Here is a 13,678-nt window from a genome sequence, read left to right as displayed (position 1 = left end):
TGCAGTCAGGGCCAGCCTGCCGCCGTGTCATGGCTGGGCTTTATCCGGCAGATGTGATATTGCGCGCGCTTTGTGGCCCGAGGTCAGAGCCAGCCCAGATGGTTGAGCCAGCCCTGAATGCGGGTGGGGGTCTCCTCCAGCTCCATCAGGGCGTAGGGGCGATAGTTGAGCTTGTTGCTGCGCCGGCTCTCGCTTCTGCGGGCCTCGGCGGCCAGCAGGGGCCAGCGACCGCCATCCTCCTGATAGAGATCGAGTGTGGGGATGGCTCCTTGAGCCACCTGTTTGGCCAGGGTCTGGTTGCTCTGCTGATTGGGGAAGAAACCATCGAGCAGCACCAGTGCATCGGGGGCGGGCAACTGTTCGCTGGCGATGAGGTTGGTGGTCCAGGCGGCGCCGGTACCTTGCGCCAGGATCAGCTTGAAGCCCCCCTCCTGCAGCTTGGCATCGGCCAGCTTGCTGATCCGCTCGGCAAACTGCTTGCGAAACTCATCGCTGTTTTTCGCTTTTTTCTCGGCGGCGGGGTCCAGTTCGGTCTGTTGGGGGGAGGGCAGCAGCAGCAGGGTATCAAAGCCCAATCGGCCGAGGGCGCGAGTCAGTTGCCACAGCTGGCCGCTGCGCTGCCAGTCGGGCAGTAAAATGGCGAGCCCCAGATAGTTTTCACTGTCGTGTTTGGCGAACAACACCGTCTGCTTGTCTATCTGGGTGGCATCGGGCAACCCTTTCCAGTCGCTGGCTTGCCAGTGGTCGAGAGGCATAGGTTCGGCAACGGGGGGCGCAACCTCGCTCGCCTGCGCGACATGGCCAGCCAGCATGGTCAATAACAGCAGTGATAAGGATAATCTGGCCATAGTGTGCTCCCCCGGTTATCTGGGTTAGCGGCGGCGGTGGGATTTTCTGAAGGGGGAGGCGGCGTTATGGCCGCGAACAGGCAATAAAAAAGCGAGCCGGAGGCTCGCTTTTTTGCAATCAATTCAACGTGGTCAATTAGTTGACGCGACGCTTGAATTCACCGGTGCGGGTATCGATTTCGATCTTGTCACCGATCTCTACGAAAGCGGCAACAGCCAGCTCGTAGGTAGTGCCTTTCAGACGGGCAGGCTTGGTCACTTTACCGGAGGTGTCGCCACGGGCAGCCGGCTCGGTGTACTCAACTTCGCGCACGATGGTGGTCGGCAGTTCTACGGAGATGGCTTTCTCGTTGTAGAAAGTCACTTCACACAGATCTTCCATGCCGTCTACCAGGTAGTTCAGCACGTCACCCAGGTTGTCTTTCTCTACGTCGTACTGGTTGTACTCGGTGTCCATAAAGACATACAGGGGGTCGGAGAAGTAGGAGTAGGTGCACTCTTTACGCTCCAGCTGAACAACGTCCAGCTTGTCGTCGGCCTTGAAGACAGTCTCGGTGGCGCTGCCGTTCAGCAGGCCTTTCAGCTTCATTTTGACCACGGCGGAGTTACGGCCGGATTTGTTGAATTCAGCCTTCTGGACCACCATCGGCTCGGTGCCGATCATGACTACGTTACCAGCGCGGATTTCCTGAGCGGTTTTCATGTAAAAAATTCCTGTTCGTGAAACGGACGGATAAAAACTGCCAGATTATATACGGCTTTCCAGAAATTTCACCAACCTCGTGACGAGATCCCCATCCCGGAGCAGCTTCTGTGACCAGAGTCGCCCATGTTGCTGCCAAATCGCGCTGTATTGCGGCCATTGGGCCCAGAGTTCGCGGCAATCTTCACCACGGTTGAGAGCCAGATTGAAGCGGCGCAGCCATTGGGCGCAATCGGCAGGCAGATCAGCAAGATAGTGGTCGAGGAACTGCTCCAGCTTGACCAGATGGGCCTCCTCCTCCTGTTGGTAGATATGCCAGAGGAAAGGACGAGCTGCCCACTGGGCCCGCACGAAGGAGTCCTCCCCACGCACCAGATTGAGATCGCAGCTCCACAGCAGTCGATCGTAACCGGACTGATCGGTCATTGGCAGCAGCTTGATGGTGAGGCTGCCCGAGTGGAGCAGATCCCCCGCTTTGGCCGCAGGGATGGCATCTGCCAGACCGGCGCCGGTGAGCACATCGTTGAGAGAGCGCCCCAGCGGCAACAGCAGGGTGACGGGCGTGGTGCTTTGGCACCAGCTCTCGACCAGGCTTTGCAGCGCATCACTCTCGTAGGTAAAGAGGCTGACCCGCAGCTCGTTCTCTTGTTTTGGTGGCAAACCGAGGCTGGCCCAGTAGGCGGTAAGTCCCGCATCATCTTGCTGCCACAGCTCCCGTTCGGCGATGAGGTAGTGCTCGCACAAAAGGCCGCCGGTTTTAGCGGTAAAGCCCGGGAAGAAGAAGTATTTGTTGAGGCTTTTATTGCCAACCCGCTGGGGCGAGGCGAGGCCGTGGCAATCCTCGACCCAGCTCTCTGCCGAGAGGTATTCCAGATTGAGCCAGCATGGGGGGCTGGGTTGGCGCGCCATCAGTTCGGCCATTCGTTCAATGAAGGGGGCGGGCAGCTCGCAGGCAAAGGCTTCGATCACCACTCTGGCCGGGGTCATGTCGGTCGGCAGGGTCTCATGCCAGTGCTGGATATAGATGCCCTCGACCCACTGGCCATCCTGCGCCGGGTCGAGCCCTGGGCAGATGCGGGCGAAACTTGCCAGATCGTCCACCCAGAGCCGCACCTGAACCTCATCGCCATGTACCGCTATATTCCCCTCCCGTTTTAGCTGGCGGGCGAGTCGCCAGGTGACGCCGATGTCACCGAAGTTGTCGACGACGCAGCAGAAGATGTCCCAGTCAAACGGGGGCAGGGGAGTAGTCATGGCGCGGGGTTCCAGATGTAAAAAACCGGTGCGCAGGGTAGCACACCGGTTGACTGGCTTCTAACCGTCAGCGTGTGACGGCGGTCTGTGGCAGGTTACTCCTTGCCGTAGACGTTGTTCTCTTGCTCGCGTACCCGGATAAAGGTGGTGCGCTTGGTGAGCTCTTTCAGCTGGCTGGCGCCGACGTAGGTACAGGTGGAGCGCACGCCGCCCAGAATGTCGCGCACGGCGTTCTCGACCGGGCCGCGGTAGGGCAGCAGCACGGTTTTACCCTCGGAGGCACGGTACTCGGCGACGCCACCGGCGTGCTTGTCCATGGCGCTGGAGGAGCTCATGCCGTAGAACTTCATGAAGGGCTCACCGTCTACATCGACGATCTCGCCACCGCACTCTTCGTGGGCTGCCAGCATGCCGCCCAGCATCACGAAGTCGGCGCCGCCGCCGAAGGCTTTGGCGACGTCGCCCGGGCAGGTGCAGCCGCCGTCACCGACGATCTGGCCGCCGAGGCCGTGGGCCGCATCGGCACACTCGATGATGGCAGAGAGCTGCGGATAGCCGACGCCGGTTTTGACGCGAGTGGTGCAGACAGAGCCCGGGCCAATGCCGACCTTGACGATGTCGGCGCCGGAGAGGATCAGCTCTTCGACCATCTCGCCGGTCACCACGTTGCCCGCCAGAATGACGTGGTTGGGGCAGGCTTCACGAATTTTGCGCACGAACTCGACGAAGTGTTCGGAGTAGCCATTGGCCACATCGACACAGATGAAACGCAGCGCTTCGGACATGGCGAGGATTTGGCGGGTCTTGGCAAAATCTTCAGCCGAGGTGCCGGTGGAGACCATCACATGGCCCAGCAGCGCCGGATCGGTCTCGTTGACGAAAGCTTGCCACTGCTCAAGGCTGTAGTGCTTGTGTACCGCGGTCATCATCTCGAAACCGGCCAGCGTGCGCGCCATGGCAAAGCTGCCGACGGTATCCATGTTGGCGGCGATAACGGGTACGCCTTGCCATTGGGTCTGAGTGTGTTTGAAGGTGAACTGACGGGTCAGGCTTACTTGGGAACGGCTCTTGAGAGTAGAGCGCTTGGGGCGGAACAGGACATCCTTGAAACCGAGCTTCAAGTCTTCTTCGATACGCATTACAAATTCCTTATTGAGCCTTGTTGAAAGTCACTTTTGCAGTGGCAAATTTTCGGCAGGCGCAAAAAAACCGGTGGTTTTCAGGCCCTCCGGTTTACAACAGTGTAGGCAAAAATCCCTTCAGAACAAGACTGATAATTTGTAAATCCTTGTGGTAGCCTTTGGCGTCACAACCTGAGGTTAACCACCAGTTTCATCCAGCACCGTTCGGTGCCTTGCTCTCCTTCGATATTCCCGCCCGCTTGGGCCGCCGTTCGGCCACTCTTTGTCGTCTCTCTCCTGACACGCCAGATATTATCCAAGTAGCTGAAATAAATCGTATTGACCCACAATGGGACTGTGGTAGATCTGGCCGCAGGATTGACAAGGCAGGGCAGTAAAATGGGCAAGATGATGGTGGGGATCACCCTGATGCTGGCACTGTGTGGCAGTGCGCTGGCTGAGACCCCGACCAGCTATGGCTGGATCGAGAAGGGGCTTATTTTGCCCACCGGCGTGGCGGTGAAGATGAAGCTCGACACTGGGGCGCTCACCTCTTCCCTTGATGCACGCTCCATCACCAGATTCAAACGGGATGGCAAGCCCTGGGTGCGCTTCATGCTGGTGGTGACCGATGCCGACAGCGGCAAGCTGGTCAAGCAGCAGTTCGAGCGGCGGGTCGAGCGCAGCGTGACGGTGCGCGGAGCGGGCGGCATGGAGCAGCGGCCAACGGTGACCATGTCCATCTGTCTGGGGGACAAGGTGTATGAGGAGTGGTTTACCCTGCGGGATCGCAGCAAGATGATCTATCCGGTGCTGCTTGGCCGCCGCCTGCTGGCGGAGCTGGGCCCAGTGGACTCCAGTCGAACCTTTACCGTGCAGCCAGATTGTCATTGAAAGTAAAGAGCCCGCATCGCGGGCTCTTTACTTATCGCTTATCTTGCCGGCGGGAGCGGGAGTAACACGCTCACCTCCAGCCCCCCTTCCGGCCGGTTGTGGACATCGAGGTCGGCGCCGTGCAACTGGGCGATGCGCGAGACGATGGCCATGCCGAGCCCCACGCCATCCCCCTGCTGGGGATTGACCCGAAAGAAGCGTTCATACAGCCGGGGCAAGGCGTTGGCGGGAATGCCGGGGCCGTTGTCGCTCACATCTACCCTCACCCGGTTGCCCTCTCGCTGAACTCGCACCCTGATCTCCCCCTTCGACTGGGTGTAGCGCAGCGCATTGTCGATGAGATTGCTGAACAGCAGTTCGAGCAGGGTGGCCTGTCCCATCACCAGCTGCGGCAATTCACACTCCAGCGATAGCTGCTGATCCTTCTTGAGCGCGATGGGTGCCAGGGTCGCGAGGGTGCCTTGCAGCAGGTAGCCTATCTCCAGCTCGGTTAGTACCAGTCCCTGCTGGTTGTCGATACGGGCCTGGGTCAGCAGTTGGCGGATCAGCCGATCGCTGCGGTCTAGGGCTTGCAGCATCTTGTGCAGGGATTGCTGGCGGCTCACTTCATCTTCGGCAGCCAGGGCATTTTCACTGTGGATCCGCAGCACCGCCAGCGGGGTGCGCAGCTCGTGGGCCGCCTCGTTGGTGAACTGTTTCTCCCGCTCTATGGTCTCCGCCAGCGCCTGCATCAGCCGGTTGATCTCGTTGGTGAGGGGGGTCAGCTCCTGAGCGCTTATCTTGAGGCTGAGCGGGCTCAGGTTGGCGGGGTGACGCTCGCTGATGGCCTGGGCCAGCTGACGCAAGGGGGCCAGCCCGCGAGTGATGAGCCACCAGAGCAGGGCCAGCAGAAAGGGGAGGGTGATCAGTAGCGGCAGCATGGTGAGGGTGGCCATCTTGCTGGCCAGTTCGCTGCGCTCGTCGTCCCGCTCGGCTACCACCAGCCAGGTCTGCTCCTGCTGGTTGTAGAGAGTGAAGGTGCGCCACTGGTGGTTATCTTTTTCGACCGTGTCGAAGCCGATAGCCAGGGTGACCAGCGGCTGCTCCGGGGCGCTGGGGGCGCGCAGCAGCAAGCCGCCCTTTTCATCGAGCAGCTGGAAGTAGAGATTGCGTTCGAACTCGTGGCCGTAAGGGGTGATCTCCCGATCCTCACCGGTCAGGTTGAGGCTGGGGTCTTTTTGCCACTCATCGGGGTTCTGCGCCTCCCACTCCTGATAGACGGTGCCGTTGGCGGGCAGCTGCCCCTGCTGGGCCATATAGCGAGCCAGCAGCTGGTTGGTGATGCGGGCCGACTGGGCGAGGCGGGCATCAAACAGCTCCTCCATCTCGTGGCTCGCCTCCATGTAGCCGATAAAGGCGCTGATGGTGAGACTCAGGCTCACCAGCGTCAGGATACCGGTGAGCAGAAAGCGGCGAATGGAGCGGGGGCGTTTCATCGTGCGGGTGTCCGGCTTGGCTGTTCGAGCTGGGGAATGATGTAACCGACCCCGCGAATATTGCGGATGAGGTCGCTGTAGAACTTCTTGCGCAGATGGTGGATATGCACCTCTACCGCGTTGCTCTCGGCCCCTTCATCCCAGCCGTAGAGGCTCTGTTGCAGCTGATCCTTGCTCAGCACCCGGCCGCTCTGGCTGATCAGCTCCTGCAGCAGCTTGTATTCGTGGGGGGTGAGTTTGACCGCCTCCCCCTGATAGGTGACCTGCTGGGATTCTGGGTAGATGAGGATGTCGCCATACTCCAGCACCGCTTGCGCCTGCCCCTTGCTGCGGCGAACCAGGGCGCGCAGGCGGGCGTTGAGCTCCTGCAGGGCGAAGGGCTTGACCATGTAGTCATCGGAGCCGGCATCAAGGCCAACCACCCGATCGTCCAGCGCATCGCGGGCGGTGAGGATCAGCACCGGCAGCTGGTGTCCTTCACGCCGCAACTTGCGCAGCAGGCTGAGGCCATCGATGTCGGGCAGATTGAGATCGAGGATCAGGGCGGCGAACTCGTCGCTCTTGAGGGCTGCCAGAGCGGGCAACCCCTGTTGCAGCCAGTCCACCGTATAGCCGCTATGGCGCAGTGCATCCTGCATACCATCCCCCAGCATCACATCATCTTCCACCAGCAGGATCCGCATTCTTTTCTCCCTGTTTGTTGGGTGTGGCGATCTGGCTCAGCGCCAGGGCGTGCCGTGGCATAAACAACCCTGCCCACCAGTATGCAAGCTGGTGGGCAGAGTTTAAATAGTTCTTTGATCCATCAGGGTTTTATAGCTTGGCCAGCCGATCGCGGATCTCCATTCTGCGCCCTTCGTCGGCCACTTCGCGACCTGGGCGGGCCGGGGCTGCCAGCGCCTTGTCGAGATAGGTTTTGGCCTCGGCCTTGCGACCCTGATCCAGCAGGAAGTCGCCATAGAAGAAGTTGGGGTCGATGCCATCGGGATTGATGGCCAGCGCCTGCTTGAGCAGTTGCTCCGCCTTCTCGTCATCGCCAAAGCCGACCGGCCAGCCGGGCACCTGATAGTAGAGGGAGCCCAGACTGGTGTAGGCAGAGCCATCCAGCGCTTTGGGATCCTGCTTGAGCGCCAGCTCCAGCTTGGCCTTGGCCTCTTTCACCAGACCCAGTGCCCCCAGCCCCCCTTTGGCCCCCGCCCAGGTGCTCTTGACGATGGCAGACCAGATCAGCAGGTCGGCGCGAAAAGGCTCCTTGGCGCTGGCCGCTTCGGCCTGGGTGCTCAGGGTTTCGAGGCAGCTCTCTTTCGCCTTGCCGCTCTGTTGATACTGGCAGACGGCCCACTGTTGCTGGATAGGGATGAGGGCATCATCCGCGGCCATGACTGAGGTGGATCCCAGCAGGATGGCGATGGCACAAGAGGTCACTGATTGACGGAAAAAGTTCATATTAATGCTCCTTCTTGGTCGGGATCGGGCGGGACAAGTCTGGTTGTGGCGCACTGTTGGCGCCGGCATCAGCCGTCCCTGGCTGAAGATGACGGGCATAACGTTTGATGATCGGCAGCTGTCTGGCCAGCGCCTTGTCGACGATGCCGGGCAGCAGGGCGTTGAGCCGCACGAACAGTTTTTCCGGCCAGCCGAGCCAGCTGCGGCGGGTTTCGTTGCACAGGGCGATGACCGCCTCTTCGGCCACCTCCTGCGGGCTGTCGGTCTGGGTGCCGAGCGCCGCATTCATCTCGTAAGCGGCCTCGGAGTTGAGCTTGGTGCGGGTGGCGCGGGGGGCAAAGTGCAGCACCTTGATACCACTCCCCTCCAGCTCCCGTCCCAGCGCTTCGCTAAAGCCGCGCAGGGCAAATTTGCTGGCGCAGTAGACGCTGTAACCGGGGTAGCCGATGCTGCCCAGGCTCGAGCCCATGTTCATGATGATCCCCGGCTTGCGCATGGTTGGCAGCAGGGCACGGGTGAGCTGGATGGGCGCCTCGATATTGAGCAGCAGTTGGCGCTCCACCTGCTCGAAGCTCTGATCTTCCAGCCAGGCAAACTGGTTGCAGCCAGCGTTGTTGATCAGGATGTCGATCCCGTCCTCCAGCGCCGGGTGTTGCAACAGCTTGGCCCGCTCCTGCGCAGAGCCGAGGTCGGCGAGCACCACCTGATGGCGCTCGGGATGAGGCAGTGACTTGCACAGCCGCTCCAGTGCCGGGCCGCGACGACCGTGCAGCAGCAGGTGTGCCCCCTGGGCTGCCAGCTCCAGCGCCAGCTCCTCACCTATGCCACCGCTGGCGCCGGTGAGCAGCACGAGTCTCCCTTCAAGGTTCATGGTATGGATTCCCTTTTTGCTGTCTGCTGCCGACTTACGGTGTGGCGGTGAGGTTGTAGAGCATCTCGCCATAGAGGCGATAAACCACCTTGGCCCCGTGGATGATGGCGGCCTGATCCGCCGGACTCTCGACCCGATCCATCAAGGATTCAAAGAACTTGAGGTGCTCCTGATCCAGGGCGCCGTGGGAACTCAGGTAGCTCATCGCCTGGGGTGGCAGGCCGAGACCCTTTTTCAGCTGGTCGGCGACGGTGAGGGCGATGGCCACGCTGGTGCCTTCCAGTACCTGCACCATGCCGAAGAAGCCCATGGGGTTGCCGCGCTGGATCTGGTCGTAGAGGAAGGCGACCATCAGCTCGATGGGCAGCCCGGGCTGGCCGTGACGCACCGCCTCGGCATCGCCGCCACAGGCGCGGATATCGTTGAGGATCCACACCTGATGGCCATACTCCTCGTCGATGTACTCGGCAATGGCCCCGCGCACCCACTCGTACTCCTGACCCAGCTTGCCGCCGGTTGCCATCAGGAGTGGAACTGTGTGGCGCACGTGGTAGTAAGCCTGCGCCAGAAAGGCGAGATAGGTGTCACGGCTGATATCGCCACGGCGACAGGCTTCGATAATGGGGGCGTTGAACAGATGCTCACGCTCACTGGCAGTGGCTTGTTGCAGAGTCTGGTAGAAGCTCATGACGATTCTCCTGTAAGGCATTGGCTGATTTGCCGGGAAAAGTGTTGGTAAATCTCGTTGCGACGGGGGCGCCCGTTGGCGGTCAGCAGGCCGGGATGTTGATCCAGCGCCACCGGCAACCAGTGGTGCAGCCGGGCATAATCGGGCAGCCGCTGGTTCAGACCTGCGATCTGGCGGGGCAGATCCGCCTCTTTGCCCGGCAGGGGCTGGATCAGCGCCACGTTGGCGGGCTGATCATCGCCAAAGACCACGATGCGGGCGATGGCGGGGCAGAGCTGTGCTTCGGCTTCCACCCACTCGGGGGAGAAGTTGCGGCCAAAGGCGGTGATCTGGACATTCTTCTTGCGCCCGGTGATATGGAGGTAGCCTTCTTCATCGAGATGGCCCAGATCGCCGGTGGCAATCTGTTCGGGAGTCGGTTCGTTGCTGCCGAGATAGCCCAGCATGGCACTGCCGCTCACCATAATTTCGCCGTCGCTGGCGATGGTGACCTGACAGTGGGGCAGGGGGCGGCCGACGCTGCCGGGCTTGTCAGCATCCGGGCTGTTGAGCGCCACCACGGAGCCGCACTCCGAGAGGCCATATCCCTCATACACCGGCAGGCCGAGCTGGCGGGCATGTTTGATCAGGTCGGGTGCTACCTTGCCGCCACCGATGGCAATAAAGCGCAAGCTTTTGAGCTGTTGGGCCAGCGTCGGGGTGCTGGTGCAGAGCGCCAGCAGCAGGCGCAGCAGTTCGGGCACCAGCACCAGACTGTGGGTCGGCCAGCGTAGCAGGGCTTCCCCCAGCATGGCTGGATTGAGCGAACTGGATCCGGTGAAACCGAGCTCCCCGAGGGACGAAATGCGGCTGCAGGCGCCGGTCAGCAGCGGCACATAGAGGCCGGTGATGTTCTCAAGCAGGGTGGCCAGCGGTAGCAGGGTGAGGTGTTTTTCCACCTTGGCTGGCGCGACCCGCTCGGCCAGCGCATGGCTCACCGCCATCATCTGGGTCAGTGACAGGCAGACGCCCTTGGGCTGGCCCGTAGTGCCAGAGGTGTAGGTGATCTTGGCGGTGCCCTTGGGCAGCGCCGGTCGATTAGCCGGTGCGTGGCGCCAGAGCGGCAGCTCTCCGGTGATCAGCGAGAGCGGCTCGGCGGCATGCCACCTCTGATGATGTGGGCCCACCAGCGCATCGGCGCCGCTGCTCTCCAGCAACCAGGCCTGCTGGGCCTGACTGAAGAAGTGGGGCACCGGGATCACCACGATACCGGCGCGGGTGCAGGCGAGATCCAGCAGCGCCCAGGGCAGGCCGTTGTCCAGTTGCAGCGCCAGACGGCTGATGTCGAGCTGTTGCAGCTGGCTGGCCAGACGCTGGATCTGTTGCCACAGGGTCTGGTAATCGAGACGCTGCTGGCTGCTCAGCAGCGCAGGGGATTGCGGATCCTCGCGGGCATGTTTGGCGATGGCGTCGAACAGGCTCATTGGGCGCACCTTTTTTGATGGGGCTGGTTATCACTGCTCTTGCCGGCATCGTCAAACAGGGTCGGCATGGGGGCCAGCAGATTGAGCAGCAGGCTGCGCTGGGACAGCACCTCGCGCCCCTGATTGATGTCGCCCGCCATCACCTTGGGTTGGCAACGGTAGTACTCACCCCAGGCGTCGGCGTCGGCTCCCACCTGATGGGCCTGTGCGGGGGCCAGCTCCACCGGATTGAGTTGCAGGCGGGCAAAGCTGTTGCGCAGCTTGGCTGTGCCGGTAAAGACCACGTAGTCGAGGGCGTTTTCACATAGCAGACGACACAGGGCCGCGAACATCAGGCGGGCATTGCCCGGTTCGCTGCAGGCCAGATTGCCCACTTCGATAATGCGGTTGCGTGCCGGATAGACCCCGAGGCGGGTGTTGATGGCGGCCTCGATGGGTTGCTCCAGATACTGTTCCAGATAGAGAGGCCCTTCACTGGCATGATTGAGACCACAGGCACCGACCAGCGTCCCGTCCGCCCGATATAGCCCCAGCAGACAGGGGAGAAAATGGGGGATGCGGGCGTTGAATTCGAGGGTGTAGGCGGCCTGGATATAGGTTTGCAGCGCCATGACCTGCTGCGGGGACTTGGCTAGCAGCAATCGGTAGGGGGCCTGGATCTCGATGGTCATGGGTGACTCCTTCTCTTGCGATGGTTTGAGAGTAAAAGGGCAAACTTAAGAAACCCTTAAGGAGCAAAAAAAGTTGTCAGCGACGCGACGGGCAGGCAATCTGCGCCGCTGTTATCCAACAGGAATCCCCCAAGAGGAATCGCCATGTCATCCACCGTCAGCTGCCCCCTGTGTGCCAGCCATCGCAGTTATCCCCTGCCGGTGGCGGGCAAACGCTATCATCGCTGCCTCGCGTGCGAGCTGGTCTGGCTGGATGAGGCGGATCATCTGGATGAGGCGGCGGAGAAGGCGGTCTATGACGGTCACGACAACCAGGTGGATGATCCCCGTTATCGCGCCTTTCTGATGCGGGCATTTGGCGAGGTACTAAGTCGGGTGCCAACTCCTGCCTGCGGCCTCGATTTTGGCTGCGGTCCCGGCCCTGCGCTGGTGGCGATGGGGCGTGAGGCGGGTTACGACATGGTTGGATATGATAAGTTCTATGCCGACTTTCCCGAGTTGCTGACGCGTCAGTATGACTTCATCACCAGTACCGAGGTGATCGAGCATATCGCCGAGCCGCGCACTGTGCTGGCTCAGTTGTGGGATTGCCTCAAGCCCGGCGGCCTGCTGGTGCTGCAGACCCAGCGGGTGCTCAGTGACGAGCGGTTTAAAAACTGGCGCTATCGCCACGACCCGACCCACATCGTCTTCTTTGCCGAGGCATCGTTTCAGGTGTTGGCCGCCAGCTGGCAGGCCGAGCTCAGCTTCCCCCACGCCGATGTGGCGGTATTGCAGAAAGGCACGCCCTGAGGCGTGCCTTCGTCTGTTACTCGTCGGATTCTTGCACGGCGCTACTCCTTGTAGCCCTTGTCCTGCCACTGGTAGTACATCAGGGCAGATTTGACGCCGATTGACTTGAACGGCTCCGGCGGCAGCCACATTGGCAGGGTCTGCTCCGCGTGGTTGAACCAGGGGTGCTCCTTGCCCTGATAGAGGCTGGCCACGATGTCGCCAAACAGGAAGGAGAGGTTGATGCCGTGGCCGTTGTAGCCGAGGGCGTAGTAGATGTTCTTATGCTCCCCCATTACCCCCACCGCTTCAGTGCTGTCGCCGGTCATGCCGAGTACCCCGTCCCACACCTGCTCAAATTTGATCCCCTTGAGGGCCGGATAGAGGGTCACCAGCTCGGTCATCATCATCTCGCTGACCCTATTGAGATCGCCCTTGTAGTTGAGGCCGTCGTTGAAGACGTACTCGGCATTGCCGCCACCGATGACGATGCGGTTATCCGGGGTCAACACCAGATGGAACAGGATGTTGCGGGTGTCGTAGTAGGGCTCCCGGCTCTGCCACTGGATGGCGGCCAGCTGTTTTTTGGTGAGCGGCTCGGTGACGGCGCTCTGGGCGTGCACCGGAAAGACCCGTCCACTGAAGTAGCCAAGCTTGGAGGTGTAGCCGTTGGTTGCCAGCACTATGCTGTCGGCGGTCACCTTGTACTTGTCGGCTACATTGAGCTCGATCTGCTTGCCCTCCTTGATCCCCTGCACCGGGCTCTGCTCGTAGATGGTGACGCCTGCCTGCTCCACCGCCTTGCGCAGGGCATTGACCAGTTTCATGGCGTGTACTTGGCCGCCATTGGGGTCGTAGACCGCCCCCACGTAGCGATCGGTGCCGAGCTTCTCTTCGGTGGTATCGGCGTTCCAGTACTGGAGCGGGATGTCGAGACGATTGGCGGTTTTCACATAGTCGCGGTACTCGGCGATATCCTCCTCATCGAGGATCGCTTCCACATAGCCATCGAGCTTGAGGTCGGCCTCGACGCCGGTTGAGGCGACCAGCGCCTGCAGCTTGCGCATGCTGGCGACGGTGAGGTCGTAGTGGCGCTTGCTCGCCTCCCCCTCTTCGTAGAGATCCATCACCTCGGAGCCCGGCAATACCATGCCGCCGTTGCGGCCCGAGGCACCACTGCCCACCTGTTTGGCTTCGAAGATGGCGATCTTGAGCGACGGATTGGCCTTGGCCAGATGCCAGGCGCTGGAGAGGCCGCTGTAGCCACCACCTATGATGGCGATATCCACCTTCATGTCTTGCGCCAGCGGGACGCTCTCCTCTGCCGGTTTCTCCTTGAACCAGTAGCTGGTGTTGGGCTCAAAGTCGCTCATCTTGGGGCCGCAGGCGGCGAGGAAAAAACAGCTGATGCACATGGTCAACGCTCGTTGGCAAAGGGTGGTCGGATTCATCTTCTACTCCGGTTGCAGATAC

The 13,678-nt window shown here is 61.2% G+C and carries 14 protein-coding genes; 2 read left to right on the top strand and 12 right to left on the bottom strand.

What is annotated here, in order from left to right:
• Positions 1 to 83 precede the first annotated feature (83 nt).
• The 4 genes from AB5Y84_RS11700 to AB5Y84_RS11685 all read right to left on the bottom strand — a co-directional run bounded on the left by AB5Y84_RS11700 (position 84) and on the right by AB5Y84_RS11685 (position 3,944).
• The gene (locus AB5Y84_RS11700; protein WP_368176987.1) at positions 84 to 848 is read right to left on the bottom strand and encodes a DUF3530 family protein; all 765 of its coding nucleotides are present in this window, start codon (positions 846 to 848) and stop codon (positions 84 to 86) included.
• A 136-nt stretch (positions 849 to 984) separates the two neighbouring features.
• Positions 985 to 1,551 carry an elongation factor P gene (gene efp, locus AB5Y84_RS11695; RefSeq protein WP_005335100.1) on the bottom strand — a complete coding sequence of 189 codons (567 nt, stop codon included), beginning with the start codon at positions 1,549 to 1,551 and terminating at the stop codon, positions 985 to 987.
• Between the two features lie 45 nt (positions 1,552 to 1,596).
• Positions 1,597 to 2,805 (bottom strand): elongation factor P maturation arginine rhamnosyltransferase EarP, encoded by a 1,209-nt coding sequence (gene earP / locus AB5Y84_RS11690; RefSeq protein ID WP_368176986.1) that lies wholly within the window; start codon positions 2,803 to 2,805, stop codon positions 1,597 to 1,599.
• Between the two features lie 95 nt (positions 2,806 to 2,900).
• A complete protein-coding gene (locus tag AB5Y84_RS11685) occupies positions 2,901 to 3,944 on the bottom strand; it encodes a GMP reductase (protein WP_005348017.1) in 1,044 nt (347 codons plus the stop codon).
• A gap of 381 nt (positions 3,945 to 4,325) precedes the next feature.
• Here AB5Y84_RS11685 and AB5Y84_RS11680 point away from each other — a divergent pair, with 381 nt between their 5' ends.
• Positions 4,326 to 4,820 (top strand): RimK/LysX family protein, encoded by a 495-nt coding sequence (locus tag AB5Y84_RS11680; protein WP_081990717.1) that lies wholly within the window; start codon positions 4,326 to 4,328, stop codon positions 4,818 to 4,820.
• A 38-nt stretch (positions 4,821 to 4,858) separates the two neighbouring features.
• Here AB5Y84_RS11680 and AB5Y84_RS11675 read toward each other — a convergent pair whose 3' ends face one another.
• From AB5Y84_RS11675 to AB5Y84_RS11645, 7 genes are all read right to left on the bottom strand, one after another.
• Positions 4,859 to 6,295 (bottom strand): ATP-binding protein, encoded by a 1,437-nt coding sequence (locus tag AB5Y84_RS11675; protein WP_368176985.1) that lies wholly within the window; start codon positions 6,293 to 6,295, stop codon positions 4,859 to 4,861.
• Positions 6,292 to 6,978 (bottom strand): response regulator, encoded by a 687-nt coding sequence (locus tag AB5Y84_RS11670; protein WP_005335091.1) that lies wholly within the window; start codon positions 6,976 to 6,978, stop codon positions 6,292 to 6,294. Before AB5Y84_RS11670 ends, AB5Y84_RS11675 begins: the two co-directional genes overlap by 4 nt.
• 130 nt (positions 6,979 to 7,108) lie before the next feature.
• Positions 7,109 to 7,675: a tetratricopeptide repeat protein gene (locus AB5Y84_RS11665; protein ID WP_235664727.1), complete on the bottom strand. Its 567-nt coding sequence runs from the start codon at positions 7,673 to 7,675 to the stop codon at positions 7,109 to 7,111.
• Positions 7,676 to 7,742: 67 nt separating this feature from the next.
• Positions 7,743 to 8,612, bottom strand: a complete 870-nt coding sequence (locus tag AB5Y84_RS11660; RefSeq protein WP_368176984.1) for an SDR family oxidoreductase — start codon at positions 8,610 to 8,612, stop codon at positions 7,743 to 7,745.
• A gap of 34 nt (positions 8,613 to 8,646) precedes the next feature.
• Positions 8,647 to 9,300: a TenA family transcriptional regulator gene (locus tag AB5Y84_RS11655; RefSeq protein ID WP_368176983.1), complete on the bottom strand. Its 654-nt coding sequence runs from the start codon at positions 9,298 to 9,300 to the stop codon at positions 8,647 to 8,649.
• Complete coding sequence (locus AB5Y84_RS11650) at positions 9,297 to 10,763, bottom strand: AMP-dependent synthetase/ligase (protein WP_368176982.1); 1,467 nt, start codon at positions 10,761 to 10,763, stop codon at positions 9,297 to 9,299. Before AB5Y84_RS11650 ends, AB5Y84_RS11655 begins: the two co-directional genes overlap by 4 nt.
• A complete protein-coding gene (locus AB5Y84_RS11645; protein WP_368176981.1) occupies positions 10,760 to 11,434 on the bottom strand; it encodes a thermostable hemolysin in 675 nt (224 codons plus the stop codon). Before AB5Y84_RS11645 ends, AB5Y84_RS11650 begins: the two co-directional genes overlap by 4 nt.
• Before the next feature lie 144 nt (positions 11,435 to 11,578).
• Between AB5Y84_RS11645 and AB5Y84_RS11640 the strand changes: the two genes are divergently transcribed.
• Positions 11,579 to 12,226 (top strand): class I SAM-dependent methyltransferase, encoded by a 648-nt coding sequence (locus AB5Y84_RS11640; protein ID WP_368176980.1) that lies wholly within the window; start codon positions 11,579 to 11,581, stop codon positions 12,224 to 12,226.
• Positions 12,227 to 12,267: 41 nt separating this feature from the next.
• Here the strand turns inward: AB5Y84_RS11640 and AB5Y84_RS11635 are convergent, their stop codons facing one another.
• On the bottom strand, positions 12,268 to 13,656 hold the full coding sequence (locus tag AB5Y84_RS11635) for an NAD(P)/FAD-dependent oxidoreductase (RefSeq protein WP_368176979.1): 1,389 nt from the start codon (positions 13,654 to 13,656) through the stop codon (positions 12,268 to 12,270).
• Positions 13,657 to 13,678: the final 22 nt, after the last annotated feature.

The sequence above is a fragment of the Aeromonas sp. s11 genome, assembly GCF_040907945.1.
Classification (GTDB): Bacteria; Pseudomonadota; Gammaproteobacteria; order Enterobacterales; family Aeromonadaceae; genus Aeromonas; species Aeromonas veronii.
This window is presented reverse-complemented; position numbering and strand designations above follow the sequence as displayed.

Coding starts and splice junctions, on each gene's coding strand:
- AB5Y84_RS11700 (WP_368176987.1), bottom strand. CDS start 848: ATGGCCAGATTATCCTTATCACTGCTGTTATTGACCATGCTGGCTGGC.
- efp (WP_005335100.1), bottom strand. CDS start 1,551: ATGAAAACCGCTCAGGAAATCCGCGCTGGTAACGTAGTCATGATCGGC.
- earP (WP_368176986.1), bottom strand. CDS start 2,805: ATGACTACTCCCCTGCCCCCGTTTGACTGGGACATCTTCTGCTGCGTC.
- AB5Y84_RS11685 (WP_005348017.1), bottom strand. CDS start 3,944: ATGCGTATCGAAGAAGACTTGAAGCTCGGTTTCAAGGATGTCCTGTTC.
- AB5Y84_RS11680 (WP_081990717.1), top strand. CDS start 4,326: ATGGGCAAGATGATGGTGGGGATCACCCTGATGCTGGCACTGTGTGGC.
- AB5Y84_RS11675 (WP_368176985.1), bottom strand. CDS start 6,295: ATGAAACGCCCCCGCTCCATTCGCCGCTTTCTGCTCACCGGTATCCTG.
- AB5Y84_RS11670 (WP_005335091.1), bottom strand. CDS start 6,978: ATGCGGATCCTGCTGGTGGAAGATGATGTGATGCTGGGGGATGGTATG.
- AB5Y84_RS11665 (WP_235664727.1), bottom strand. CDS start 7,675: ATGGCCGCGGATGATGCCCTCATCCCTATCCAGCAACAGTGGGCCGTC.
- AB5Y84_RS11660 (WP_368176984.1), bottom strand. CDS start 8,612: ATGAACCTTGAAGGGAGACTCGTGCTGCTCACCGGCGCCAGCGGTGGC.
- AB5Y84_RS11655 (WP_368176983.1), bottom strand. CDS start 9,300: ATGAGCTTCTACCAGACTCTGCAACAAGCCACTGCCAGTGAGCGTGAG.
- AB5Y84_RS11650 (WP_368176982.1), bottom strand. CDS start 10,763: ATGAGCCTGTTCGACGCCATCGCCAAACATGCCCGCGAGGATCCGCAA.
- AB5Y84_RS11645 (WP_368176981.1), bottom strand. CDS start 11,434: ATGACCATCGAGATCCAGGCCCCCTACCGATTGCTGCTAGCCAAGTCC.
- AB5Y84_RS11640 (WP_368176980.1), top strand. CDS start 11,579: ATGTCATCCACCGTCAGCTGCCCCCTGTGTGCCAGCCATCGCAGTTAT.
- AB5Y84_RS11635 (WP_368176979.1), bottom strand. CDS start 13,656: ATGAATCCGACCACCCTTTGCCAACGAGCGTTGACCATGTGCATCAGC.